The sequence below is a fragment of the Mesorhizobium sp. L-8-3 genome, from assembly GCF_016756615.1.
GTDB lineage: Bacteria > Pseudomonadota > Alphaproteobacteria > Rhizobiales > Rhizobiaceae.
In genome coordinates this window covers 6563755-6589294 of the sequence record NZ_AP023262.1, presented here as the reverse complement: position 1 = coordinate 6589294, position 25540 = coordinate 6563755, and the positions used below count along the sequence as shown (strand labels likewise).

The window sequence follows — 25540 nt, the reverse complement described above, 5'->3', positions numbered from 1 at the left end:
GGAGGGTGCATTGGTCGCAGAGATATCCGGTTTCGAGGAGAGAAATCATGCCCGATTGGCTGTCCCTCATCTTTCCGAGCAGCTTCATGTTCGGCACCAGGCACAATGATGTCCTCGCGGCGCGGGCGGAAGGCGACATCCTGTTCGGTCTGGACGGCAACGACAGGCTTAGCAGTGGGTTCAATCGCACGGCCCTGATCGGAGGCAGCGGCAATGACTCGCTGACCACCCGGTTCACACTGCCGTTGCCGGCGGGCGTGCCGGTTCATGCGCTGGCGGTGCAGTCGGGCGGCGACGGCGATGACACCCTTCGCGTCGCGGTCGGCCTGACAGGCGGGATCGGCGCCGGCGCTGTCGTCGGCAACACCATCGACATGCTTCTGAGCGGCGGAACGGGCAACGATACGATCGCGGCGAGGGCCTTCGTTGCCGAGCCGTCCACCATCAGTGTCACCTTCGCGATCGACATCCGGGGCGGGAGCGGCAACGATTCCATCAATGCCGTCGCAGACGCCACCGGCACGATCCGCGACAGTGTGACTAATGTCACCGTCGATGGCGGCTGGGGGAACGATCGCATCTTTGTGCGTGCCGATACCGAACGGAGCGGAATGGTCAGCATGATCGAAAACGTGCTTCTTGGCGGACAGGGCAACGATGTCCTGGATGCCGACGCACGAGGCCGTTCCAACGGCACGGAGCTTGTGTCCAATCGCCTCGACGGCGGCGTCGGCAACGACGTGCTGCGCGCCTTCAACCTGACGGACTCCAACACGAGCACGCCGATCGGGATCAACAGGCTTTCGGGCGGGGACGGAAATGACAGGCTGGTGGCGATCCACTCCACGGACGGCGAGAACGGGATTACCGACGTAACCAACATACTGGACGGCGGGTGGGGCAACGACAGCCTGTCGGCGACTTCCACGGCTCTCGGCTTGTCGGCCCGCGCATTGAACTCGCTTTCGGGCGGGGAGGGCAACGACAGGTTGACGGCACGCCTGGACGCGGTCGCCATCGCCAATTTCATCAATGTCTCGCTCGATGTCTCCAACGTGCTCAACGGCGGGAACGGCAACGACATCCTCGAAGCCTTCCTTTCGGCCAGGGCGGCGGTGCTGGAGGCGGATGACAGCGCGGAAAATATCCTGAACGGCGGCGCCGGCAACGACCGCTTGCTGGCGACCGTCGCGCCCGGCTCGGTCGGCGCAAGCCTGCTCGACGGCGGCGCAGGCGACGACCTGCTCGCTGTCGTCGGCGGAACCGGCAATGTTCTCAACGGCGGCACCGGTCGGGATCTCCTTGTCGGTGGCATCGGGAACGATCGCTTCGTCGGCGGGGACGATGTGGACACGTTCCGGATCAATGCCGCATCCGGCCAAGGCGAGGACACGATCGCCGATTTCGCGATCGCGAGCGACATCTTCCACTTCGTAGGCGTTACCGATCAGGGAGCGGCCGGTCTCGTCGATGATCTCGATGTCTTGTCGAGTTTCGACGACCTTGGAGCCGGCGGCAATGTCATCGTCACCTTCGACGCCGGAACCGAAATCGTCCTGGTGGGGCTCGGAACCGGCGCGGTCGATAGCTGGGCCGAACTCGTATCGGACCCGGCGCGCCAGCTCTTGCTTGCCTGAGGCGCCGGCTGCTGAAAGGGACCGATCGTCTGGGTGGGCGGTCCTGACCGATGAGACGAAGTCTTGGGGACATGCGGCTGCGTTTAGCGCCGGCATCACGCAGAACCGGATCAGTTCGCGAAGATCCCCGAATGGAGTGCGACCGCGCCTGCGGCGGCGATCAGCATGATGATCGCGATTGTCTTCCCGTAGCGCTCGAGGCGAGTCGGTCCTCGATCCCAGTTGTATGCCATCGGTGACGGCCCTCTCTGATCAACCGCACCGCCCGTGTGGCTTTATGCGCTCGAGGTGTTAACCGATCGTTGACCATGGCCTCCGGCGGCTTGTGCGCGAAGCTCCGAGCGGCCTGCATGGTTTTGAGCGTCAGGGTGTCCCTCAGGAAAGCTTGAACACCCAATAAACGGCGATGACGAGTTGGACGGCAAATGCCAGAAAACGCAACGTCGCGGCGGTCTCGCTGCCCGAGGCGAGATGGATGGATGACTGCGCTACCCTTGCCGCCAAGACCCAATATGCAAGGCCGTCGGTGACATCTGTTCTCATGGTCATGATCGCGACGGCCATGAGGCCCCCAAAGATCGGCAGGCCCTCGATGCAATTCATATGAGCGCGCGCCAGACGCTGCATGAACGGCGGCAGCCCGGAATTGTCGGGCTTGAAAGCGTTCGCAGCTACCTGTCTTATGGAAACGAAGTAGGCTCTGATCACTTCCATCAGGATGAGCAGGAACAACGCCCAGGCGATGAAACCGGTCAACGCGAATACCGTGTGCGATGCCATTGTTCCGCTTCCCCACGCTACGAAACGGATCAGAGGTAATCAAACGTTGCTCGTGGTTGCAAGAGGACAGGCGTCGGTCGCTGAAGAGCCTGGCGTGTCCCCAAATGAGCCGACGTCCGTCATGACTTCTTGAACGCAGCCGGTGGCTGCATGGAGGTCGGAAAGCCATAGGCTTCGCGAGTGGCTTGCGGGGCATGGCGGCTTGGACGGGCAGCAGACCTGTTGGCCGACCCGTCAGCCGCCAGCCCCATGACCGGGCAGGCGAACCTTTTGCCGCGTCGGCCGTTTCGAGGAAAGAACGAAGCCGTCGTTTCCGTGGGAGGAGTTCATGCGGGAGAAGGAGCGCATCCGCGCACGCGCCCATGCCATGTGGGAAAGGGAGGGGCGGCCTGAAGGCCGGGAGATGGACCATTGGCTCGAGGCCGAAGCGGAGCTGAAAGCAGCTGATCGGTGGGAGGAAGGCGAAGAAGCCGCTCCGGATGCCGAAGGCATGGCGAATATCGAGCAACTGGCGAAGGTCCCCCGCAAAAGACGGGGCCAGAGCCGCGGCAAGAACAGCTCTGGCGGATGAGGGTCGAGGAGGCGCCCCGGCGCCTTGTATCGGCAGGGGCGCTCCCAAGGGGGAGTCCGCGATAGTGCCAGGCCCACCGGCAGGCACCGAACCAACCCCGATGACAAGAGGAGAAAATCATGACCACACTTCGCAACCTGGCGGTGGCTGCCGGCCTTCTGACCTTCTCGGCAGCGCCTTCATTCGCTCAGGAGACCGCCCCTGCTCAGCCGCCGCAGCAACCGTCCGGGATGACGGAAGAGATGCGCGAGGAAATGCGCGGAATGATGCGCGACATGATGCAGGACATGATGCGTGGGGACCGTCCCGGCGGCGAACGTGACGCCGGGCGTCGCTTGGCTCGCCAGCAGGACGGGGATCGCATGGGCCGGCGCGGCATGCGGGAAGCCCGTCATTGGGGCCGCGGCCACGAAAGGCGGGGAGCGATGCATGCAGCCAGGATGAAGATCATGCTGGCGGTCGTGGATTCCGACGGCGACGGCGCGCTTTCCCTGGAAGAGATCAGGGATGTCCAGGAACGGGTCTTCGATGCGGTGGACGATGACGGCGACGGCCGTGTCACCATGGAGGAGATCCGGTTGTTCTTCCACCGAGACCGGGAAGACGCGGACAGATAGGCCGCGACACGGAGCATCGAGGCGGTCGCCGATTGGCGGAAGAGGGCATTCTCGCCGCTCGGATACGGGCGATCTGCCCACCCGGTAAATCTCCGATTGCCGACATCGCCGAGCGGGACCTGCGACGCGGCTTGAGGATCTGCAGGATTGCTGGCGGCGTATCCACGCTTGGACACAGCTGCCGACGCCGCTTGCGATGGGCTGATGGGCGCCGGGCCCGGGGGCAGCGCTATTCACACGCGAAGAAAGTCGCGTAACCGCCAACGACGGAGATTCCGGCGTATCGGAGCCCTGGCCGAAGCAGGTTCCTGTTGTGACGTCGGGAACTCCGCCATCCGGAAAAAAGCTGCCGCGCATCTCGATAGCCGGCCCCGACATTTTCGACACATATTCCGCTTGTTCCAGCAGCCTTGGCTTTGGCCGATCTCTCACGATAGCCATCGTGCCCGATGTGGTGTCTGGCAGCCTGGTATTGGCTGTGCTGCCTCGCCAACGCCTTCAACGTGGGGTGAGAGGATAGAAGGGGAAGCCCGCGGTTCCCCCTGTAGGAATTGACGAGGCCCAGCGTCTCGGGCCCGAAATCGGCGGCTACAACCGGCTGTGCCGTGCCGACGCAGCTCGAGACCAGAACAGCCATGGCGATCGTTTTCGGGATTTTCATCTTCCCCATCTCCGGGAGTGACGGGATGCAGCCTGGGAGTGCCGGCATGCCGCGCGGAGGCGAGGGGTCATTCTTCAGCTGGGATCGTGGCCCTTCGGGATGCATCTGAGGACCAGGCAGAATGCGCTGTCATTGGTGGGCACCACCGTCGCCTTTGTGATCTCGGTGTTCTCACACCAGCCGGCATGCGTCACGAAACGGTCATAGAGCGGAAGATTGCGTTTCGATCTCCAATTCAGGATCGCCGCGCCTTCGTTGCGCAGTATCTCCTTGACGCGGCCGCACGCCATATCCTGCGGATTGTAACGAGAGATGGCCTGCGCATCGAGCGACAGAAGGGAGAGGGCGAGTGCCAGGGGAAAAGGCGACTTCATGATCGTTTCCGACGGGTTTACTGGGACGAAGGCCTGGCCTTCGCCATATGCGTGGCTGCCCGCTAGGAATTGGGTTGGTTCCGGCGAAGAATCTTGGACACGAGGAAAATCACGCCAAGCACTATGAGTGCTATCCCTCCTGCATAGTAGCCCGGCGCGGCGTATCTGTACCCTGCGGCCATAACGAGAAAGCCCAGAATAATTGCGGCCAAGCCGATGAGCTTGTTCATCGCGTCCTCCGGATAGGTGCCTTCCGCCGCGATCAGCGTATCAGGCACGGTTCGAATTCACAACGAATGCGGGAATGGAACCGACACGCAGTTGATGATCGACCACCGGCAGGCAATGTTGCGAGCGAAGCCGAAGAACGGCAAGGCCTCATGGCCTAGGGTACGTCGTCCTTTGCCGCCACCCCGCCTTCGTTCTCCAGATTTCCCAGCCGCTTCGTGACCGAGCGGCTGAACTTCAGCCTGACGCCGGCGCCTTGCGAGCCCTCTTCCGGAATGAAGGTGGCGCCGAATTCTTCAAGCGCCGACCGAAGAGCCGCAATCGTTTCGCTGTCGGGTACGTGAATGCCCCGCTCGAACATTTCTATGACTTCCTTGTCCACGTCCGAGTTTTCCGCAAGCCTGGTGCGGCTGACCTCGACGAGGGCGCGCGCTGCCCTGCAGATCGGTCCGGTGATCACGGCTGCCTCCATGGCTATCCTCCCGGCGCCGGGTGCAACACGAACATCCTTGCGCCGTTTGTGGCTCCAATCGGTTCGAAGCCGATGATCCGGAACCACCTCGAAACGTCGTCGCGTTCGGACCAACTGCGGTAATATACCGGCACATTGCCGCACAGAGCCTGGATTCGCCGGATATGGCGCCTGCAGAAGCGAACCGAGGATGCGGCGAAGAAGCTCTCGTCGGCGGCAAAAGAGGTGACGGCGGAGCCGCCCGATTCATGCCAGGCGATGATGGCGACGGGATCTCCGTTCCGTAGGATGGTGTGTGCACGGCCTTCACGGAGGTCCATGAGCAACGCATCTTTTGCGGATTGCTCGGATCCGCCGGCGGCCTTGTATTCCTCGGTCATGCGTTCGGCGATTTGGCCAAAGACCTTGGCGAGATCGCTCGGCGTGGCGGTCCGGTGCTCCATCCGACTGTCTCCGCTGCTGCTCGGGGCCGATGACCCGACTTCTAATAGGTAGCTAGCGTAGCGCCGACCGACAAGCGGCGCCGTCACCGGGAAGGCTCAGCAAGGGCAGAGCACCTGGGTCATGAACGCCAAGCGGGTGCTTCAGCGACAGCCCTGTCCAGGCGGCGAGAACTCTTCCCGCACCTCACCGCCGTGCGCGGCCGCAAACGAAAGTCGGCACCATCCTTACGCTCCTCATCGCAGACTCTCTCAGACAAGTCATGGCTCGCATCGCCTGGCCATTGTCGGCCGGCAATTCGCGTAGCTCCGTCTCAACCAGGGGCGGCAGAGTTTTCTTCCTTTGCATCCTGCCCGGCATGCCGCTAATTAGCAGTAGCGCCGCGGAGGGGAGACCGGCCGGACTGCCCACCTGGCGTGTGGTCCGACGATTCCGAGGCTGCCTGTGAACATTCGCGACGAAATTGCTGCTCAAATCGAGACAGGACTGGATCGCGGCCAGGTCGCGAAAGATCACCTCCGGGCCGAGATTGGCGACGTCGCCTTCGGCGATCTTGGCTTCGGCATATGCGATCCACTCCGCCTGCGCCTGAACAGTCGACGCCGACATAGCGATTGAATGCAGGCGCCATTTTCCGGGCGCCAGCCTGCGTGATACCAATAGCCATCTTGATGGCAGATTCCAGGAAGACTAAGTTTAGACCAATAAAGGAGCCCGGAAATGGCGGAACCTCAACTCTCCGTGCGCAGTGCCAAGGCACGCGATCTTGCCCATCGGCTCGCCCGCCGCGAAAACCGCTCGATTGCCGACATCGTCGAGCGCGCCCTCGAATCCTATGAAATTCGCGAGGCAGGCCGCGAACCCGCTGCGGCGTTCTATGCGCGTCTTTCGGTGCAAGTCGGCATCGACATCGACCTCGAAGGGATCGTCAGGGAAGGGCGGAAGCCGCACAAGGGCATCGATCTTTGATTTTCCTCGACACCAATGTCGTTTCCGAAACCCTGAGGAAGGCACCGGACGAGGCGGTCATCGCCTGGCTGGTTCGACACGATGCCGAACTCGCGCTTCCGACGGTCACGATCGCCGAGATTGCCTTCGGCATAGAGAAAATACGACCAGATCAGCGCGCAGAACGACTGGAACAGGGCCTGTCCGACTGGCGTCGCCGTTTCGCGGATCGCATCTTCGGGCTGACGGAAGAAGCCGCGCTCGCATACGGAGAAATCATGGGAACAGCCATGCGCCAGGGGCGCGCAATGTCGGCACCGGATGGGATGATTGCGGCGATTGCCCGCATAAACGGCGGCCGCTTGGCTACCCGCAACCTGACCGACTTCGAGACAACGGGCCTCGACCTTGTTTCGCCCTGGGCGTTCTGAAACTTCGGGCAATACCTTGTGGGAGGCGGCTTGGCGACGGGCCCTCCGTTCCGTCGGATGGTTTGGGCACGGCCTTGACGAAGCGCGGTCGCAAGCGAAAAGAAAATGCGCACTGTCACCGGATTGGGAGCGGCTCGGGCGGTGATCCGTTCATTGTCGCCGGCGGGATGGCAATATGCTGACTGGCAACGCCAACTTGCCAGCGCAGGGTTTTCCGCGTGGATATTGGCCAACAGTCGACTGTGATGGTCGGCCTCCAGCGGGGTCAAGCGAGATATTGAGGCCTGGTTTGGTTGATGGCCGGGGACGAGAGCCCGATCCTTGGGACATTGGAACTCCGGGATGGCAGCAGAGCCTCAATTCTCGACACGCAACGCCAAGGCGCGCGATCCTCGCTCACCGTCTCGCCGTCGCGAGAAACATTCGATCGCGGAGATATTCGAGCGCTCTCGCGGCGTACGCAATATACGAAACGGGCCGGGAGCCAGCTTCCGCATTCTACGAGCGTCTCAGGACGCTCAGTGTTGCCGACATAGGCCTGGAGGAGATCATCCGGGGCAACCGGTCCGAACGGCTCAGGAACTTGTTCGGCGGGCCCAATGCTCATAGGTCACTTGCCACGGGTCGCTCTCGGCAGATCTTTCCTCGCCGATCCAATGGAAGCTGTTGGCAGTGATCTCGGTGAAACGCCATCGGGTTTGCAGACCTCGGGAGTCATTGCCGATCTGGACAATGTCCTTACCCTCGGCCCGCCCGATCTGGCGCGAGTAATCCTGGTTGAGCGGGTCACTCCAGATGATGTGCCAGCCACCGATCCCAGGATCGAATATGCGCAAAGTCGTGCCATACATGGTGGATGGCGCGGGGCGCTTGGGCCTGATCCAGAGGTCCTGAATCGCACGGCCTTCGAGCACCCAGCCAAAATGGATTTCTCCAGTCGATTCCTGGGTTGTGCCGTCGTCGAGATGGCGGACCGTGTCCATCTCCCAGCTTCCAATCAGCCATCCATACAGGTCCATGTCTTTCGCCCGGTCGGCGGGGGGGCCTTCAGATACGAGAGCGGTGAGAAACGGGGAAATTGTGATCGTCATGATTTCCTCCAACTGATAAGCGTGCAGCGACACGGCGCTGGAACATGGCCGCCACGACTGTTGCAGCGTTGCGGGTCTTAGGTCTTGGGAAAAATTGCCATGATGCCGCTATGGATGGTGGCGAGGCCAGCCGGTGGAAGACCTCATCCTTCCGATCATGCTATCCGCTGAAGAAGCAAACGCCCGTTATCATCATGAAGAACAGGATGAAGTTTTCGTAAGCTACTAAATTTATTGAAGAAACAAGAGATGGCTGGGGAACCTGGATTCGAACCAGGACTAACGGAGTCAGAGTCCGCTGGTCTACCGTTAACCTATTCCCCAGCAAGCGGCTTTAGAGCCGCGAGCGGCAGCCATGTCGGCTATGCGGCCTGCGTATCGCGCAAGGCCTCAAAATAGTCAACCCCGCTTGCGCATTCAACCGTTGAAGAAAATGAAGGCGCCGCTGACGCAGGGCGAGGACGGTTCTACGCGTGCGTCGCTCCAGCGCGGCCCCTTTCTTCAAGCCTGTTCCGGCGCTTTCCCTGGTTCAGCAGAGGTCAGTAACGCCGGCTGCAAGCCGGCGGTTCTCGACCGTCGTGCTTGAGGCTGCGTCTATGCCGGGTTGGGCGGGCCGGCTTACCCCAACGGTCGCCGGCGCCTGGCGAGCTGGCTGCGTTCGAAGCCGATCACCACGACCAGCGCCAGGAGCAGCGGCACGATAAGGTAGAACAGCCGGAAGACCAGCAGGGCCGTGAGCACGGACACGGTGTCCATGTCGGTGAAGCCGGCCAGCGCCACGATCTCGAACACGCCGATGCCTCCGGGGGCATGGGTGGCCGAGGCCACGGAGAAGGCGATGATGAAGACGCCGAGCACGATGATGAAGCCGGGATTACCGGCCTCCGGCAGTGCGAAGTAGATGATCGAAGCGGCGCCGATGAGCTCGATCGGGCCGATGGTGAGCTGGCGCGCCACGTTCGGCAGGCTGGGATAGTCGAGCCGCACGCCGCCGATGCGCAGCGGGCGGAAGCCGATCCAGCTTCCCAGCACATAGAGCGCGACGAGCGCGAGGCAAAGATAGCCCGTGGTCGCCGAAAGCGTGATCGGCAAGGCCTCGATGTCGACGAACCGATCAGTGAGGCCGGGTTCCAGCACGAGCACGACACCCAGCAGGAACACCGTCGCCAGGATGAAGGTGAACCAGCAGAAGGCGACCAGGATGCCGACATCCTGCCCCGTCAGGCCCTTCGTGGCATAGGCCCGGTAGCGGATGACGGCACCCGAGGCGACCGAGCCGCCGATATTGTGGGAGAGTGCGTAGGTCGTGAAGGAACAGAGCGTCACGAACACCCAGGACACACGTTTTCCGAGATGGGTGAGCGCGATATGGTCGTAACCGGCCAGCGCCGCATAGGCCACGACCGCGCCGCCCGCGGCAAGCAGCCAGCGATGGAGCGGGATGGCCTGGAAGCCGGCGATGACGTCGCTCGCCGAAATACCGCGCAGTTCGCCATAGAGCAGCCACCCCGAAAACGCCACGGCAGCCAGCCCGATCGCGGGCCAGACATAGTCCTTCCACTTCATCCTGTGCGGTCGCCTCCCGTCCAGAGGCCTTCCGAGATGTCCGGCCCCGAGGACTTCAGCCGTGGCGTCGCGCGCTCGCAGTGCCGTGGCGTGCCCCAAAACGGGTCTGTTCTCAAACGGTCCTCATTCGTCGCCTAATGTTCGATAAAGCGAATATGCGCGCAAGGAAACCCGTTAGCGGTTGACGTTACGGTGAGAGGCCGGGCGCGGAATCCCACCAGGTGGAATCCCGCTGCAGCATTGCGCGTATCTTGCGGTGCGCCGCGTTGCGGAATTGCGCTCAACAATTCGACGCCGCGGCACTTGGTGATGAGCCGCGGCGCTGTTATCCTTGCCGCAACGGAGAAGATGACAGCGCGCGCAGCGTCCGTTTCGGTTCGCGCGGCGCATGAAGGAACGACGGTGAAAGACCTCGATGCCGGCAGTGAACCGCCGGGTGACGGGGCGTCGCGGGAGCTTTCGGCTGTAGATGCCGGAGGCTCGTCGGTCGGTCGGACTGTGGACCGGGCGGCGACATGGCCCGGCCCCGGCCGCGCCGACAGCGACGCCACGCACCAGAAATCCAGACCGAAGAAGCGCCGCAAACGCCGGCGCGGGCGAAAGGTTTTCGCCCGCGATGCGGGTCAGGTCGCTGCCGAGCCGCCGGTCGCGCCGAGACGTGCACCGGAGCCGCCGTCCCGACCGATACGGCTCGAGGCACCGCCGCCGGCCTTCAGGCCCGCCGTGCGGTCGCAGGAGGTGCCTGTCTTCGCCGCGCTCGATCTCGGCACCAACAATTGCCGCCTGCTGGTGGCGGTGCCCGGGCGGCCGGGGCAGTTCCGGGTGGTCGACGCCTTCTCCCGCATCGTGCGGCTTGGCGAAGGGCTTTCGGCGAACGGTCGGCTGGCCGACGCGGCGATGGACCGTGCGGTCGAGGCGCTCCGGGTCTGCGGCGACAAGCTGCGCAACCGGCCGATCCGACGAGCCCGGCTGATCGCCACCGAGGCCTGCCGCTCGGCCGAGAACGGCGCCTTGTTCATCGAGCGTGTCCGGGCCGAGACCGGTCTCGCGCTGGAGATCATCGACCGCCAGACCGAGGCGCGCCTGGCCGTCTCCGGCTGCGGCTCCCTCATCGAGGACGATACGCAAGGCGTGGTGCTGTTCGACATCGGCGGCGGCTCCTCCGAGATAGCGCTGATCGATGTTTCCGGCCGCCGCTCGGCGCGGCTCGCCAACCATATCGTCTCCTGGACTTCGCTGCCGGTCGGCGTCGTCTCGCTCGCCGAGCGCTTCGGCGGGCGCGACGTGAGCCGCGAGACGTTCCAGGCCATGATCGACGACGTCACCGGGCTGCTCCGGAATTTCGATGGCCGCGACCGGCTGAAACATGTGATGGCGGGCAGGAAGTTCCATCTGCTCGGAACGTCGGGAACGGTCACCACGCTGGCCGGCGTCCACCTTGGGCTCGAACGCTACGACCGGCGCCGTGTCGACGGGCTGTGGATGGACGGCGAGAGCGTCGACGTTATGATCGAGAGGCTGCTGTCCTGGGATTTCCGCCAGCGTATGGCCAATCCCTGCATCGGCGCCGATCGTGCCGACCTGGTGCTGGCGGGCTGCGCGATCCTCGAAGCCATCCGCGCGGTGTGGCCTTCGAACCGGCTGCGCGTCGCCGACCGGGGATTGCGCGAGGGCATATTGAGCGAGTTGATGGCCGAGGACGGGGTCTGGCGCCGCAACGGCAAGCATAGGCCGCGGCCATGACGAAAAAGCCGGTGAAGCCGGGCGCAGGCGCAAGCCGCGTGTTGAAGACCAAGATCAGGAAGAAGAGCGGCTTGAAGGAATCGTCGCGCCGCTGGCTGCAGCGCCATCTCAACGATCCCTATGTCCAGCGCTCCAGGAGCGAGGGCTATCGTTCGCGCGCGGCCTACAAGCTGATCGAGATCGATGACAAGCACAGACTGCTGAAACCGGGCATGCGCATCATCGACCTGGGCGCGGCACCCGGCGGCTGGTGTCAGGTCGCCGCGGCGCGCGTCAAATCCGACGAAGAGCGGCCAAGCGTGGTCGGCATCGACTATCTGGAGATGGATCCGGTTCCGGGTGCGGCCATCCTGCAGATGGATTTTCTCGACGACGAGGCGCCGGCGAGGCTTTCCGAGGCGTTGGGCGGCGAGCCCGACATCGTGCTCTCCGATATGGCCGCGCCGACGACCGGCCATCGCCGCACCGACCATCTGCGCACCATGCATCTGTGCGAGGTGGCGGCCGACTTCGCGGTCTCCGTGCTGAAGCCCGGCGGGCATTTCCTGGCCAAGACCTTCCAGGGCGGCACGGAAGGCGGGCTGCTCGACATGCTCAAGCGCAACTTCCGTTCCGTCCATCACGTCAAGCCGCCGGCTTCGCGGGATGAATCGGTCGAGTTGTACCTCTTGGCCAAGGACTTCAAGGGTAGGGAAAAGAGCGAATAGCGAGTAGCCAATAGCGAAGAGGGAAAAAGGGGTTGCCGCCGGACGCAGCCCGGTCAACTCTCTCGCTACTCGCTACTCGCTACTCGCTACTCGCTACTCGCTACTCGCTACTCGCTACTCGCTACTCGCTATTATTCCGCCGGCTTCTGCATGCCATGTCCCGAAACCGAACTGCCGGCGTCGCGCGCGAGGCCGAGGAAGGGCAGGACCGACAGGGCCGTCACCGCCGCGACGATGAGGAAAGCGGCGGAGAAGGAGGCGAGGCCGAGATGCCCGCCCGAGAAGTAGGTCGAAGCCTCCAATATGCCGCCGGCGACAGCCACGCCCAGCGCGACGCTGATCTGCTGCGAGACCGCCGAGATCGCCGTCGCCTGGCTGACGTCGTCGGCTTCGATGTCGGCAAAGACGAGCGCGTTGGCCGAGGTGAAGAACAGCGAGCGCAGGAAGCCGGCGCCGAGCAGCACCAGGATGATGACGCCAGGCGGGGTCTGTGGGGTGAAAAACGCGTTGGCGGCGATGAAGATGCCTCCGCAGACGGCCGCGAGCGTCAGCACGTTGCGGAAGCCCCCCGCCCGCAGCGTCACCGGCGCCAGGAACTTCATGGCGAGCGCGCCCACCGCCGAAGCGAAGGTCAGCATGCCCGACTGGAACGGCGTCAGGCCGAAGCCGAGCTGCAGCATCAGGGGAAGCAGGAACGGCACCGCGCCGCTGCCGATGCGAAACAGCGAGCCGCCTGATATGGCCGCCCGGAACACCGGATTGGCGAAGAGCCTGAGGTTGAGCAGCGGGTTCGCCGCGCGCCTCGAGTGGCGCAGATAGACCAGGCCGGAGAGGGCGCCGATGGCGAGCGTCACGAGACCGACCCAGGGTGGCAAGGCCGGCAGGCTGACGACGGAAAGGCCGAAGACGATGCCGGAAGCGGCGATCGCCGAGAGGAGGAAGCCGGCCGTGTCGATGGGCGCGGCTCCCGTCGGCTCGATGTCGGGCAGAACGCGGCCGGCGAGAAGGATGCCCAGCAACCCGATCGGCACGTTGATGAGGAAGATCCAGTGCCAGGTGAAGAAGGTGGTGATGAAACCGCCGACCGGGGGCCCGACCAGCGGACCGACCAGTGCCGGGATCGTCAGCCAGGCCATGGCCGACACGAGTTCGCGCTTGGGCGTCGAGCGGACCAGCACGAGCCGGGCGACAGGCGTCATCATGGCGCCGCCCATGCCTTGCAGGAAGCGCGACAAGACGAAGGCGACGAGCGAGCCGGAAACCGCGCACAGCACCGAGCCGACGACGAAGACGGCGATCGCGGTGCGGAAGACGCGCTTCGCGCCGAACTTGTCGGCCATCCAGGAACTGATCGGGATGAAGATCGCCAGCGACACGAGATAGGCGGTCAGCGCCAGCTTCAGGGCGACCGGACTGGCGCCGATGTCGGCGGCGATCGCCGGCAGTGAGGTCGAGATGACGGTCGAATCCATCTGCTCCATGAAGAGCGCGACCGCGAGGATGAGCGGAAGTGTGCGATTCATGGGACGGCTTCGGCTTTCCTGCGCCGGGACGAGCCGGCTCTGGGCGATCGGTTAACATGAATAACAATTCATGTCCTGTGAAATTGCCGCAAGGTCGTGGTGCGGTCGTTGGTGCCGCCGAGCGCGGTTCCTAGGCGGCGCCGGATGTAGCGCCATTCTATTCAGCGCTTGGGATTGGCGACGGCGTCCCACCCTTCGTCATCCTCGGGCCCGGAGGCGAGCGCAGCGAGCCGGAGGAGATCCGTGAATCCATGCCGTGAGATCGCGAGCGTCTGCTTCGGTGCAGGATGGTTCACCCGGCCTTTGCGACGTGTGGGCAGAGGTGGCTCGTCCTGAGCCGCCGGCCGCCTGCATCGCCGTCACGGCATGGATCCACGGGTCAACTCGCACCTTGCTTCGCTCCGTGCTCGCGCCTGTGGATGACGAAGAAGGAGACGCCTCCACCCAACAGCGGCGGCGGTGATTGGATAACGAAGAAGGAGACGCCTCCGCCTGTCTCCGCCGTTGATGTGAGAGCGCCTGCGCCGCCGGCGCGATGTCATCGAGCGGCGCTCCCACGGGCCTTGACGGTCAGCTCCGTCCCCGAGGGTGACGATGGCCGGCCTCAGGGCTGCCGGGCCACTTCCTCGGCGTAGCGCTTTGTCTCCTCTATGCGCTCGGGCGTCGCGGGGTGCGTGGAGAAGAAGTCGCTGCCCTCCTTGTCGCCGAGCCTGTCGCGAAGGAGCTCGAAGAACCGGCCGATCGCCAAGGGATCGCGGCCTGCCTTGTGCATGAGCTCGACGCTGAAACGATCCGCCTCGCGTTCGGCGTCGCGCGAATAAGAGAGCGACAGCAGCGCCGAGCCCTGGACGAGGAGATCCTCGGTGCCGGAGCCGATGTCGCCGCCGATCAGCATGATGAGCGCGGTGACGCCGGCGGCGCGATAGAGCTGGCGCAGGCTGTGGGCATGGTCGACATGGCCGATCTCATGCGCGAGAACACCGAGCACCGCCTCGTCATCGTTGCCGGCGAGCTCGACGAGCTGGTCGGTGAGGATGATCGAACCGTCGGGGAGAGCAAACGCGTTCGGCCCGATCATGCCGCCGTCGCGGAAGTGGAGCGTGTAGGCGGCCGCCTTGTTCTCCGCGACCGCCGCCGTCCCGCGCCGCGCTGCTGCGGCGAGTTCGGCAAAGCCGTTCGAGATCGCCTTGCGCCGGTCGGCCCCGAGCGCCGACGGCTGCAACACCGTCTGGTCGAGCGAGGCAAGTACGCTGTGGCTCATCAGGGCCGGCACGACCGGCGGGGTGACGGCCACCGCGACCTCGACCAGCACCGGCACTGCATAGCGGTAGGTGGCGAAGGCGAGACCGATGACGAGGGCGACGAGCACGAGAAGCCGGGGGTGGAAGCGCTCGAGCCGGTGGACGAAGCCGGACAAGCGGCCGGAGCGCGCGCTGATCAGCGCGTCGACGGCATCGTTGTCGCCGGTCTCGAAGACGCTTCCGTCGGGAAAGGTGAGCATGCGCGGGATCGAGCCGACACGATCGGAGATCTCGATCTTCCCGAGATGCGCTTGCGCCAGCGTGGTCTTGGCGGTCGGATCGATTGTCCTGGCGTTGCCCGCCATGTCGACCGACAGCACCGCACTGGTCGCCCGCGCGGTGAAGGGAGGGCGCCACAGGCCGGAAAGCGGCCCGCCGCTCCGTCCGTCAGAAACCAAGGTCGAAGCCCTCTATGTCCATATATTCCGCGCCGACTGCGCTCCCCGATTGTTCGATCGAGCCCGCATAATCCTCCAGCGAGCCGGTCGCGTCGAGTGCGGTGACGAGGGACAGGTACCTGGCCATGCGGATCGCGGCCCAGGGCCTGGCGAGGCCGAGGCTGAAGACGGTGGCGAGCAGGTTGGTGACGGAGATCCAGGCGAAGCGTCGGCGACGGATCGACGAATGCAGCATGTGCCTGCCGTCGATCACCGTTTCGTTGAAGGCGACATTGCGGATGCCGGCCCGATAGAGCAGTCCGGCGACGGCGAAGAGGAGAAGGAGGCCGAACACGACCAGCGTCGGCGAATTTCCCACTAGAATGCCGAGCCAGAGCCACTTATCAACAGTCGCGTCTTCGAGCCGAATGAATGCCCAGAAGGCAGCGGCGATGGGGACAATGAGCGCCAAGAGGCCGCCGACGAATAGGAGGGCCGGGAGACGCCACTGGCCGTAGAGCCGGCCGAGCCTCGGCTCGCACCGGACAGGCCGACCGCCATAGCGGACATTGCCCAGCGTATAATTCCACATCCACTGCGACGCCAAGGGGGCGAGGATGCCAAGCGATATGTACATCAGGAACCCGCCGACGATATAGGCGAGGAATGCGCCCCAATAGCCGCCGACGAAATCGAAACGCACGTTGCGATAGCTTGTGACCCGCGCGTTGAAACGCAGCCCGCGCATGATGAACCAGGGGACCGCGAACAGGAAGACGACGCCGACCGCGAGGCTGGCCAGCGGCGCAACGGTCGTGAGGCCGTTGTAGAGCAGGAAGAGGACCACGACCGCGATGCGGCCGACCAGGATCTGGCGCGGCCGGGCATGATAGTCGAAAGTCGCGCCGGCGAGGCAGGTGTTGCCGTAGAAATAGCGCTGACGCCGGACTTTCGCCCAGGCGGAGTAGATGCCGAGGGTCACGATCGTCAGCAGCACGTTGACGATCCAGATACCGAAATATTCGCGGGTCGAGCCGCTGAAGACGAACGGCTCGCGCCTTACTCTCTGCTGCGCCGGCCGTGGGCTGGGATCGATGGTGACGTCGTTCATTGTTTTTCCGTTGACATGCCTTCCGCTGCAACCTTGCCGAGAATGTGACGTCGGGCAAGGAGGTCCGGCGTCCATCGACAGGAGCATAGTCTTTTCATCGACACTGAGACGTGTTACCAGCCGCTGCCAATCCTGAAAGGGAAGTTTTCGAGTCGGGGGCGGGCCGATGGCCACGCGCTCCTTAACGCAATTCAGGGATCGGCAATGGCAAAGATCATCGAAACCGCTACCGGCGCGCTGGCGCTCACCTTTGACGACGTGCTGCTGCAGCCCGGTCATTCCGAGGTCATGCCCGGCCAGACCGACATCCGCACGACGATCGCCGGCGACATCGAGCTCAACGTGCCGATCCTGTCGGCGGCCATGGATACGGTGACCGGGGCGCGGCTCGCCATCGCCATGGCCCAGGCCGGCGGCATTGGCGTGATCCACCGCAACTTCTCGCCGGCCGAGCAGGCCGAGCAGGTGCGACAGGTCAAGAAGTTCGAATCGGGCATGGTGGTCAATCCCGTGACCATCGGCCCGGACGCGACGCTGGCGGATGCGCTGGCTCTGATGCGCGGCCACGGCATCTCCGGCATTCCCGTCGTCGAGAATGGCGGCACTGGCGGCCAGCGGACCGGCCGGCTGGTCGGCATCCTCACCAATCGCGACGTGCGTTTCGCCTCGAACCCCGCCCAGAAGGTGGCCGAGCTGATGACCCGCGACAATCTGATCACCGTGAAGGAGACGGTCGACCAGGACGAGGCGAAGCGGCTGCTTCACAAGCACCGCATCGAGAAGCTTCTGGTGGTCGATGCCGGCGGCAACTGCGTCGGGCTGATCACGGTCAAGGATATCGAAAAGGCGCAGCTCAACCCGAATGCGGCCAAGGATTCCCAGGGACGGTTGCGCGTCGCTGCCGCGACCAGCGTCGGCGAGGACGGTTTCGAGCGCGCCGAGCGGCTGATCGAGGCAGGCGTCGACCTTCTTGTCATCGATACCGCTCACGGCCATTCGCAGCGTGTGCTCGACGCGGTGGCGCGCGCCAAGAAACTGTCGAACTCCGTGCGCATCATGGCCGGCAATGTGGCGACCGCGGAAGCGACGCAGGCGCTGATCGACGCGGGCGCCGATGCGGTGAAGGTCGGCATCGGTCCGGGCTCGATCTGCACCACCCGCATCGTGGCGGGCGTCGGCGTGCCGCAGCTTTCGGCCATCATGTCGGCGGTCGAGACGGCCGACAAGGCTGGCGTCTCCGTCATCGCCGACGGCGGCATCAAATATTCGGGCGATCTCGCCAAAGCGCTGGCGGCCGGCGCGGGTGCTGCCATGATCGGCTCGCTGCTGGCCGGCACCGACGAGAGCCCGGGCGAGGTCTATCTGCACCAGGGCCGCTCCTTCAAGGCCTATCGCGGCATGGGATCGGTCGGTGCGATGGCCAGGGGTTCGGCCGACCGCTACTTCCAGGCCGAGGTGCGCGACACGCTGAAGCTGGTGCCGGAAGGCATCGAGGGCCAGGTGCCCTACAAGGGCCCGGTGGCCGGCGTGCTGCACCAGCTTGCCGGCGGATTGCGGGCGGCGATGGGCTATGTGGGCGCGCGCGACCTCCCCGACTTCCGCGCCAGGGCGACATTCGTGCGCATCTCCAATGCCGGCCTGCGCGAGAGCCACACGCATGACGTGACGATCACGCGCGAGAGCCCCAACTATCCCGTGGCGTGAGCAGCCGGTTCGCGGAACGCGAATTCGTCGTGCCGGTGGCACGGCGAAAGGCCAGGCATCGGCCCGATAATCGGCATCGATTTTTCGGAACGCGGAAGCGGCGCTACAGCACCAGGGAGAGGTGCTCTTCCCGGGCTTCCCGCTCGTTCTGCTCCTGCTCCAGGGTTTCGAGATAGGCCTTGACGAGGGTGGTGACGGCAGGGCGTTCGTCGCCTTGCGCCGGGTCGGGCCCTTCCGCTGCCTGTGCGGCGCCGAGAACGGCTGTGGCGGGCTCGCGGCCTTCGCCGCCTTCCGCCCGTTCGAATCCCTCGGTCTCGCCGAAGCTGCCCAGGACCTGGAGCACTGCGGCGGCGATCCTGACATTGCCGCGCCCTTGCGGGCGATCCGTTGGGCTTTCCTCTTCGAGCGCTTCGGCGAGGTCGTGGGGAAGCCTGGCTGCCTGTTGCAGCTTCTCACGTGCCCGGGCATTGCCGATCGCTTCGAGATCTTCGGTGAGGGTTTCCCGGTCGACCTCGCCGATCGACGGCCGCAGGGCCGCGGCGACGGCCTGTTCCACCGATTGCGCGCCCGACGCCGCGCGTTCCATCCGCTGGCTCGCCTTGCTGCCGGTTTGGCCCGCCAGGCCTTCGTTCAGCACGTCCTTGACTTTCTCCGCGGCCTCGCTGCCGGGATCGACCATGGCTTCCAGGAGATCGGCGACACTCATGCCGTCGAGCCGGAAGCCGATCGTATCCTCCAGAAGCTTTTTCAGTTCCCGGTCCTGGGAGAGGAAGTCGACATTGAAGGCCGACTGGACCATGCGGGCGACCCGCTGGAAGGAGAAGCCGCTCTCTCCAGGCTTGGGCAGCGAGAAATCGTCCTCGCCGTTGATCTCGATATCGTCGCGCAGCGCCTTGTCGCGCCATGCGTCGCCGGCCGCGGCATCCGCCGCCCTGCCGTCGCGGCCGAGCGCCAGCTTGTCGTTGAGATAGCCGACGACATGCTCGAAGAGCTTCGTCATGGCCTCGGTCACGGTGAGATGACCACCGAAATAGTAATCGTTGACCGCCTTCATGTCCCTGGCCGGCGTTGCGGCCGGGCCGCCCGCCGCATTCGGCGCATCCTCGTGCAGGAGACGTGCCTGCAGCGACGTGACCGACTGCATGATGGCGAGCGCCGGCTGCAAGCGATCGACCGTGGCTGGAAGCATGGCAAAGTCCTTTCCCGTCGCCGAACGGCCGGCTTGTCGATCACGCCGGTGCGGCCAGTCCGTCTCGTCGTGTGGGAACCGTCGCGCCGACAAGCGGCGTTCCGGGGAGCCCCTCGCGCACTATCCGGCAGGACGCCTTAACGGCGCGTTAAGCATGACGGCGGCGGATGTCTCGCGACGGCTTGCCGCCGCCGCCGGAGGTTCGGTGTCGGGGAAGGCGATCTGAACGCCGCCCCTTTGCAGGCCACCCGGATCGTAGAATATTTTTGCGCGACCGTGCTTGTGCGCTCGCGGCTTCGCCGCTAGCTAGGCCCCATCTCGGGTATGCCGAAGACGGGGAAACCGGACATGCGACTTGGCGGAAGATTGGCTGCGGCCATCGAGGTTCTCGACGACATCGACCGGCGGCATCGGCCGGCGGCCGAAGCGCTGAAGGACTGGGGCCTGTCGCACCGTTTCGCGGGTGCCGGCGATCGCGCCGCGATCGGCAACATCGTCTACGATGCGCTGCGCAGGAAGCGCTCCGCCGCCTGGCTGCTCGGCGCCGACACACCACGTGCCCTGGGCTTCGGTGCGCTGCTTCTCGAATGGCGGCAGACACCGCAATCGCTGAACCAGGCGCTCGAGGGCGACAGATTCGCGCCGCCGCCGCTCGACGCGGGTGAACTGGCTACGATCGGGGCGCAAGCCGAAGCCACGGCGCCCGACGCGGTGCGTGCCGATTGTCCGGACTGGTGCGTGCCGATGCTCGAGCAGAATTTCGGTGCCGACTGGGTCGCGGAAGGGGCCGCACTCGCCGGCCGGCCGCCGCTCGACCTGCGTGTCAACATGCTGAAGGCCGATCGGGCGAAGGTGCTGGCGGAACTGGAGGGAACCGGCGCCGCGGAGACGGCGCTCGCCCACAGCGGCATCCGCATCCCGCCGATCGACGTCGCCGGACGGCATCCCAACGTCCAGGCCGAGCCGGCCTTCCAGAAGGGCTGGTTCGAGGTGCAGGACGAGGGCTCGCAGGTCGTCGCCGAATTGACCGATGCCCAGGCCGGCATGCAGGTTCTCGATTACTGCGCCGGCGCCGGCGGGAAGACGCTTGCGCTCTCGGCCGCCATGCAGAATCGCGGCCAGATCTTCGCCCATGATTCCGAGAAGGCGCGGCTGGCGCCGATCTTCGACCGCATGCGGCGCTCGGAAAACCGCAACGTTCAGGTCGTCGCCAAGGCGTCGGAACTCGCCGATCTCACCGGCCGGATGGATATCGTGCTCGTCGATGCGCCCTGCACCGGTTCCGGCACCTGGCGACGCCGGCCCGATGCGAAATGGCGGCTCACCGAGCGCCAGTTGGAGGCGCGGATCGCCGAGCAGGCCGCTATCCTCGATGTGGCCTCGGCCTATGTGCGGCCGGGCGGGCGGCTCGTCTACGTCACCTGCTCCGTCTTCGCGGACGAGAACCATGCCCAGATCGGGGCTTTCCTCGCGCGCAACGGTGGTTTTGTGCCGGCTGATCACGATGCGCTCTGGCAACGCTGTTTCCCGGCGAGGGCCGACGCCGCGCGCATCGAGACGGGCACCGGCATAACGCTGAGCCCGGCCAGGAGCGGCACCGACGGCTTCTTCCTGGGTACGCTCCTGCGCAAGGAGTGACCCGAAGGCCGGCCGGTCCCGGGATATTGCGACGCAGCAATCGACGGTTGCCATGGCCTGCGGGCCTTGCGATAAGCGGGCCGAATACACCGAGGACGAGCTATGGCGGAGCAGACACCCGATCCCGATTTCGAAGAGCGCGTGCGGTCGAGCTTCGCGCGCCAGAAGGCGATGGAGACGATCGGCGCCGAACTGACCGTGGTGACCCCGGGTACGGTCGAGATCGAGATGCCCTATTCGGCAGCGCTCACCCAGCAGCACGGCTTCCTGCATGCCGGCGTGATCTCCACCGCGCTGGATTCGGCCTGCGGCTATGCCGCCTTTTCGATGATGCCGGCTAACGCCGCCGTGCTCACCATCGAGTTCAAGGTCAATCTTCTGGCGCCGGGCAGGGGCGAGCGCTTCCTGTTCCGCGGCTCCGTCACCAAGCCCGGCCGCACCATCATCGTGGCCGATGGCCAGGCCTATGCCTTCGCCGCAGACGGCGAGGCGAAACTGATCGCTACCATGACCGGCACGATGATGACGATCACCGGCCGCGACGGGCTGGCGGGTTAGGCCGTGGCGCAGGCAACGGACATAGCCGGCAGGAAGGTCCTGTTCGTGATGGCGGCGGACGCCGAATATGGTCCGCATCTGAAGCGCCGCTTCGCGCCCTATATGACGGGTGTCGGGCCCGTCGAGGCCGGGGTGGCGATGGGTTCGGAGCTTGCGCGGCTCGGGGCAGCGGGCACCCTGCCGGATCTCGTGGTGTCGCTGGGCTCGGCCGGCAGCCGCTCGCTCGAGCAGACGGGCATCTACCAGGCGGTCTCAGTCTCCTATCGCGACATCGATGCTTCCGCGCTTGGCTTCGAAAAGGGGGCGACGCCGTTTCTCGACCTGCCGGTGACCGTGCCCCTGCCGCTCCGCATCCCTGATATCGCCGAGGCGAGGCTCTCGACCGGCGGCATGGTCATATCGGGCGGCGCCTATGACTTGATCGATGCCGACATGGTCGACATGGAGACCTTCGCCGTGTTGCGTGCCTGCCAGCGCTTCGGCCTGCCGTTGGTCGGCCTGCGCGGCATTTCCGATGGCGCGGCCGAGCTCAGCCATGTCGGAGACTGGACCGAATATCTGCATGTGATCGACGAGAAGTTGGCCGATGCGGTGGACCGGCTCGCGGCGGCGATCGGCGAGGGTGCGGTATCGATCTGAGGCTGGACGGACAGCGAAAGGGGCGCGCTTTCCGCAGGCCCCGTTTTCTCCACCACTCTCTTGTTTCATCTCGCTTCGCACTGCGTCGCGAGACCCATTGCGCGGAATCGCTTTCTTCTTTAAACGCCCGACATGAAGAACCATCCCGATACCGTCCTCATCATCGACTTCGGCAGCCAGGTCACCCAGCTGATCGCCAGGCGGGTGCGCGAAGCCGGCGTCTATTCCGAAATCGTCCCCTTCCAGTCGGCCGACGAAGCCTTCCGCCGCATCGCCCCCAAAGCGGTGATCCTCTCCGGCAGCCCGGCCTCGACCATCGATATCGGCAGTCCGCGAGCGCCCGACGCCATTTTCCAGGCTGGCGTTCCGGTGCTCGGCATCTGCTATGGCGAGCAGACCATGTGCGCCCAGCTCGGCGGCAAGGTGGAAAGCGGACATCACCGCGAATTCGGCCGCGCCTTCCTGGAGATCGAGGATGAATGCGCGCTGTTCGAGGGCGTCTGGGCCAAGGGCACGCGGCACCAGGTCTGGATGAGCCATGGCGACCGCGTGACCGCGCTGCCGCCCGGCTTCCGCATTGTCGGGACCTCGGCCAATGCACCTTTCGCGGCGATCGCGGACGAGGGCCGCAAATTCTATGCGGTGCAGTTCCATCCCGAGGTGGTGCACACACCAGACGGCGCGAAGCTGCTCGCGAACTTCGTCCACCGCATCGCCGGCATCGAGGGCGACTGGTCGATGGCGGCCTATCGCGAGCAGGCGGTCGAGGCGATCCGCCGGCAGGTCGGCTCGGGCAAGGTCATCTGCGCGCTGTCGGGCGGCGTCGATTCCTCCGTGGCGGCCTTGCTTATCCACGAGGCGGTCGGCGACCAGCTCACCTGCATCCTGGTCGATCACGGCCTGATGCGGAAGAACGAGGCGGCCGACGTGGTCGCGATGTTCCGCGAGCACTACAACCTGCCGCTGATCCTGGTCGATGCATCCGACCGCTTCATCGGCGCGCTGGAGGGCGAGAGCGACCCGGAGAAGAAACGCAAGACCATCGGCCGGCTGTTCATCGAGGTGTTCGAGGAGGAGGCCGGGAAGCTCGGCGGCGCTGATTTCCTGGCGCAGGGCACGCTCTATCCCGATGTCATCGAGAGCGTCTCCTTCACCGGCGGCCCGTCGGTGACCATCAAGTCGCACCACAATGTCGGCGGCCTGCCCGAGCGCATGAACATGAAGCTCGTTGAGCCGCTGCGCGAGCTCTTCAAGGACGAGGTGCGCGTGCTCGGCCGCGAACTCGGCCTGCCCGGGCATTTCATCGGCCGCCACCCGTTCCCGGGACCCGGCCTCGCCATCCGCTGCCCGGGCGGCGTGACGCGCGAGAAGCTGGAAATCCTGCGCGAGGCCGATGCGATCTATCTCGACGAGATCCGCAAGGCGGGGCTCTACGATGCGATCTGGCAGGCCTTTGCCGTGCTCCTGCCGGTGCAGACGGTGGGCGTGATGGGGGACGGGCGCACCTATGAATTCGTCTGCGCGCTGCGCGCCGTGACCTCGGTCGACGGCATGACGGCCGATTTCTACCACTACGACATGAACTTCCTCGGCGCCGCCGCCACCCGCATCATCAACGAGGTGCGCGGCATCAATCGCGTCGTCTACGACGTGACCTCGAAGCCGCCCGGCACGATCGAGTGGGAGTAGGGGGCAAACGGCGGTAATAGCGTAGTTGCGGCGGCGATTTTCGCCGTCCCATAAATTGCTTTCGTGTCCATATCTGACTTCCGCTGAACTGGCGTTCTCCATCTCCGATCTGGCAAGCCCGATCTGTGCCCGCCTCCCTTATGAAGTGAAGTAAAGTCCCTTCCAAGGGGGGCGAGGGCTACAGCGTAGAACGGCGTGCACAAGGGCGGGTTTGCTTAGGACAGCTGCAACGATAACCGCTACGCTATGGCCGACCGCCGCGGTTTGATTGTGTAATTCCATTCTGGATGGAACTGGTCGCCGGTGATATCGAGGGTCGCCATCTCGGCAGCCGAGACCTTCACGCCCTTCTCATAGGTGGTGGCGTCGAGCGCGCACTCGACCTTGAGCCCGGTCTTGGTCGTGGTCGCGCCGATCAACTCGACCACGGCGAGGCGATCCGTCAACGGACGGCCGCGCCAATTCTGCGTGATGTGGCAGAACAGTCGGTGCTCGATCTTGTTCCACTTCGACGTGCCCGGCGGATAGTGATGGACGTGGACGACAAGCCCGGTCTCGTCGGCGAGCTTCTGCAGTTCCACCTTCCACAGCCGCACGCGCGCCCCGTTGGAGCCGCCGCAGTCGGCGGTGATCGTCAGCGCGCCGGCCGAGGGATAGCGCTGGCGGCCCATGCGCTCGAGCCACGTGCGGATCGAGTGGACCGCGAACTCGGCGGTGTCGGCGGTGATGCCGACGCTGACCCAGCCCTCGTTGGCGGCCACGTCGTAGACGCCGTAGGGGACGACCTTGCCAAGCGTCTTGTCGACGAAGTCGTGCACCTTGACGCGCTGCGGGTCGCCCTTCGGGCGATAGTCGCTGCCGCCATTCTTGAAGGCGCCGACGAGCTCTTTCTTCTTTGTATCGACGGAGATGACGGGCTCACCGGCCGCCTGCGCGGCGACCACCTTGGCGTTGATGTGCGCGAACTGGGCATCGCGGTCGGGATGGTGCGCGCCTTCATCCGTCTTGCGGTTAAGCTGGCGCGAGAAGCCGAGCTTGACAAGCAGCTTGCGCACGCTGTTGGGGCTGATCGCATGGCCCATGTCGCCAAGCGCGCGCGCCAGCTTGTCCAGGCTCTTCGACACCCACAACAGAGGCCGCTCCGGATCACCCAAGGTCGCCGGCTCAACGAGGCGCTCAAGGTCGGCAAGCAGCGTCGGATCGCGCGCCGTCAACGGCCGCGGGCCGCCGCCTTCCCGGCGCACCCGACCGCGCGGCGGCGCCGCGTCGAGGTCTTTCAGCCCGCGCCCGATCGTCGAGCGGGCCAGCCCTGTGATCTCCGAGACCGCCGCCAGCCCACCCCGGCCCGCCGCGCGCGCCTCGCTCGCGGCGAACACGCGCCGGCCGCGCTCGTCGCGCTTCGAGCCGTCCGCCTCCCACCGCTGCTGGATCCCGCGCCGGTCGATCATGTCGCTACCGCTAGCGCGCCTCGCTCCGGCAGGGAATCCCTGCCGGGTGAGTCACACCGCCGCAGGTCGAGACAACCGACCGATTCAATTATCGTT

At 65.1% G+C, this 25540-nt stretch carries 26 protein-coding genes and 1 tRNA gene; 13 read left to right on the top strand and 14 right to left on the bottom strand.

The annotated features are described in order from the left end of the window. Window positions 1-47 precede the first annotated feature (47 nt). Complete coding sequence (locus JN302_RS30545; protein WP_202308081.1) at window positions 48-1637, top strand: calcium-binding protein; 1590 nt, start codon at window positions 48-50, stop codon at window positions 1635-1637. Window positions 1638-2012: 375 nt separating this feature from the next. Here JN302_RS30545 and JN302_RS30540 read toward each other — a convergent pair whose 3' ends face one another. Beyond that, window positions 2013-2417, bottom strand: a complete 405-nt coding sequence (locus tag JN302_RS30540; protein WP_244846029.1) for an MAPEG family protein — start codon at window positions 2415-2417, stop codon at window positions 2013-2015. Between the two features lie 328 nt (window positions 2418-2745). Between JN302_RS30540 and JN302_RS30535 the strand changes: the two genes are divergently transcribed. Then, entirely contained in the window at window positions 2746-2988 is a 243-nt protein-coding gene (locus JN302_RS30535) for a DUF2934 domain-containing protein (protein ID WP_202308079.1), read from the top strand. 119 nt (window positions 2989-3107) lie between these two features. Continuing rightward, complete coding sequence (locus JN302_RS30530; protein ID WP_202308078.1) at window positions 3108-3605, top strand: hypothetical protein; 498 nt, start codon at window positions 3108-3110, stop codon at window positions 3603-3605. A gap of 229 nt (window positions 3606-3834) precedes the next feature. Here the strand turns inward: JN302_RS30530 and JN302_RS30525 are convergent, their stop codons facing one another. The 5 genes from JN302_RS30525 to JN302_RS30505 form a co-directional block, all read right to left on the bottom strand. Then, the gene (locus JN302_RS30525; protein WP_244846716.1) at window positions 3835-4242 is read right to left on the bottom strand and encodes a CAP domain-containing protein; all 408 of its coding nucleotides are present in this window, start codon (window positions 4240-4242) and stop codon (window positions 3835-3837) included. Between the two features lie 98 nt (window positions 4243-4340). After that, entirely contained in the window at window positions 4341-4640 is a 300-nt protein-coding gene (locus JN302_RS30520; RefSeq protein WP_202308076.1) for a hypothetical protein, read from the bottom strand. Window positions 4641-4702: 62 nt separating this feature from the next. Next, complete coding sequence (locus JN302_RS30515) at window positions 4703-4918, bottom strand: hypothetical protein (RefSeq protein WP_202334599.1); 216 nt, start codon at window positions 4916-4918, stop codon at window positions 4703-4705. 107 nt (window positions 4919-5025) lie between these two features. Continuing rightward, window positions 5026-5340 (bottom strand): helix-turn-helix transcriptional regulator, encoded by a 315-nt coding sequence (locus JN302_RS30510; RefSeq protein WP_202308073.1) that lies wholly within the window; start codon window positions 5338-5340, stop codon window positions 5026-5028. Between the two features lie 2 nt (window positions 5341-5342). Continuing rightward, entirely contained in the window at window positions 5343-5870 is a 528-nt protein-coding gene (locus tag JN302_RS30505) for a hypothetical protein (protein ID WP_342215882.1), read from the bottom strand. 355 nt (window positions 5871-6225) lie between these two features. Between JN302_RS30505 and JN302_RS30500 the strand changes: the two genes are divergently transcribed. The 3 genes from JN302_RS30500 to JN302_RS30490 all read left to right on the top strand — a co-directional run bounded on the left by JN302_RS30500 (window position 6226) and on the right by JN302_RS30490 (window position 7160). Then, complete coding sequence (locus JN302_RS30500; RefSeq protein WP_202308071.1) at window positions 6226-6399, top strand: hypothetical protein; 174 nt, start codon at window positions 6226-6228, stop codon at window positions 6397-6399. A gap of 102 nt (window positions 6400-6501) precedes the next feature. Further along, the gene (locus tag JN302_RS30495) at window positions 6502-6750 is read left to right on the top strand and encodes a type II toxin-antitoxin system VapB family antitoxin (protein ID WP_202308069.1); all 249 of its coding nucleotides are present in this window, start codon (window positions 6502-6504) and stop codon (window positions 6748-6750) included. Further along, entirely contained in the window at window positions 6747-7160 is a 414-nt protein-coding gene (locus tag JN302_RS30490) for a type II toxin-antitoxin system VapC family toxin (RefSeq protein ID WP_202330180.1), read from the top strand. The genes JN302_RS30495 and JN302_RS30490 overlap by 4 nt, the downstream gene beginning before the upstream one ends. 575 nt (window positions 7161-7735) lie before the next feature. Here the strand turns inward: JN302_RS30490 and JN302_RS30485 are convergent. The 3 genes from JN302_RS30485 to JN302_RS30475 form a co-directional block, all read right to left on the bottom strand. Further along, window positions 7736-8251 carry a hypothetical protein gene (locus tag JN302_RS30485; protein WP_202308065.1) on the bottom strand — a complete coding sequence of 172 codons (516 nt, stop codon included), beginning with the start codon at window positions 8249-8251 and terminating at the stop codon, window positions 7736-7738. 250 nt (window positions 8252-8501) lie between these two features. Beyond that, window positions 8502-8575, bottom strand: a tRNA-Gln gene (locus tag JN302_RS30480). Window positions 8576-8869: 294 nt separating this feature from the next. Further along, window positions 8870-9817: a lysylphosphatidylglycerol synthase domain-containing protein gene (locus JN302_RS30475; RefSeq protein ID WP_202308063.1), complete on the bottom strand. Its 948-nt coding sequence runs from the start codon at window positions 9815-9817 to the stop codon at window positions 8870-8872. Between the two features lie 348 nt (window positions 9818-10165). On the opposite strand from JN302_RS30475, the gene JN302_RS30470 reads away from it, so the two are divergent. Beyond that, on the top strand, window positions 10166-11560 hold the full coding sequence (locus JN302_RS30470; RefSeq protein WP_202330179.1) for a Ppx/GppA phosphatase family protein: 1395 nt from the start codon (window positions 10166-10168) through the stop codon (window positions 11558-11560). Continuing rightward, window positions 11557-12267 (top strand): RlmE family RNA methyltransferase, encoded by a 711-nt coding sequence (locus JN302_RS30465; RefSeq protein WP_202308061.1) that lies wholly within the window; start codon window positions 11557-11559, stop codon window positions 12265-12267. The genes JN302_RS30470 and JN302_RS30465 overlap by 4 nt, the downstream gene beginning before the upstream one ends. Window positions 12268-12398: 131 nt before the next feature. On the opposite strand, the gene JN302_RS30460 is transcribed toward JN302_RS30465, so the two are convergent. The 3 genes from JN302_RS30460 to JN302_RS30450 all read right to left on the bottom strand — a co-directional run bounded on the left by JN302_RS30460 (window position 12399) and on the right by JN302_RS30450 (window position 16579). After that, window positions 12399-13790, bottom strand: a complete 1392-nt coding sequence (locus tag JN302_RS30460) for an MFS transporter (RefSeq protein WP_202330178.1) — start codon at window positions 13788-13790, stop codon at window positions 12399-12401. Between the two features lie 604 nt (window positions 13791-14394). Continuing rightward, window positions 14395-15489 (bottom strand): M48 family metallopeptidase, encoded by a 1095-nt coding sequence (locus tag JN302_RS30455; RefSeq protein WP_244846027.1) that lies wholly within the window; start codon window positions 15487-15489, stop codon window positions 14395-14397. Next, window positions 15479-16579: a YjgN family protein gene (locus JN302_RS30450; protein ID WP_202330177.1), complete on the bottom strand. Its 1101-nt coding sequence runs from the start codon at window positions 16577-16579 to the stop codon at window positions 15479-15481. The genes JN302_RS30455 and JN302_RS30450 overlap by 11 nt, the downstream gene beginning before the upstream one ends. A 204-nt stretch (window positions 16580-16783) precedes the next feature. Here JN302_RS30450 and guaB point away from each other — a divergent pair, with 204 nt between their 5' ends. Beyond that, complete coding sequence (gene guaB, locus JN302_RS30445) at window positions 16784-18283, top strand: IMP dehydrogenase (RefSeq protein WP_202330176.1); 1500 nt, start codon at window positions 16784-16786, stop codon at window positions 18281-18283. A 103-nt stretch (window positions 18284-18386) separates the two neighbouring features. On the opposite strand, the gene JN302_RS30440 is transcribed toward guaB, so the two are convergent. Next, window positions 18387-19472, bottom strand: coding sequence for a hypothetical protein (locus tag JN302_RS30440; protein ID WP_202330175.1), 1086 nt, complete (start codon window positions 19470-19472; stop codon window positions 18387-18389). A gap of 348 nt (window positions 19473-19820) precedes the next feature. Here JN302_RS30440 and JN302_RS30435 point away from each other — a divergent pair, with 348 nt between their 5' ends. The 4 genes from JN302_RS30435 (at window position 19821) to guaA (ending at window position 23996) form a co-directional block, all read left to right on the top strand. Next, window positions 19821-21110, top strand: a complete 1290-nt coding sequence (locus JN302_RS30435) for an RsmB/NOP family class I SAM-dependent RNA methyltransferase (protein WP_202330174.1) — start codon at window positions 19821-19823, stop codon at window positions 21108-21110. Window positions 21111-21212: 102 nt separating this feature from the next. Beyond that, the gene (locus tag JN302_RS30430) at window positions 21213-21668 is read left to right on the top strand and encodes a PaaI family thioesterase (RefSeq protein ID WP_202308055.1); all 456 of its coding nucleotides are present in this window, start codon (window positions 21213-21215) and stop codon (window positions 21666-21668) included. Window positions 21669-21671: 3 nt separating this feature from the next. After that, complete coding sequence (locus JN302_RS30425; RefSeq protein ID WP_202330173.1) at window positions 21672-22307, top strand: 5'-methylthioadenosine/S-adenosylhomocysteine nucleosidase; 636 nt, start codon at window positions 21672-21674, stop codon at window positions 22305-22307. Between the two features lie 132 nt (window positions 22308-22439). Then, a complete protein-coding gene (gene guaA / locus JN302_RS30420; RefSeq protein ID WP_202330172.1) occupies window positions 22440-23996 on the top strand; it encodes a glutamine-hydrolyzing GMP synthase in 1557 nt (518 codons plus the stop codon). Between the two features lie 239 nt (window positions 23997-24235). Here the strand turns inward: guaA and JN302_RS30415 are convergent, their stop codons facing one another. After that, a complete protein-coding gene (locus JN302_RS30415; RefSeq protein WP_202329080.1) occupies window positions 24236-25444 on the bottom strand; it encodes an ISAzo13 family transposase in 1209 nt (402 codons plus the stop codon). Window positions 25445-25540: the final 96 nt, after the last annotated feature.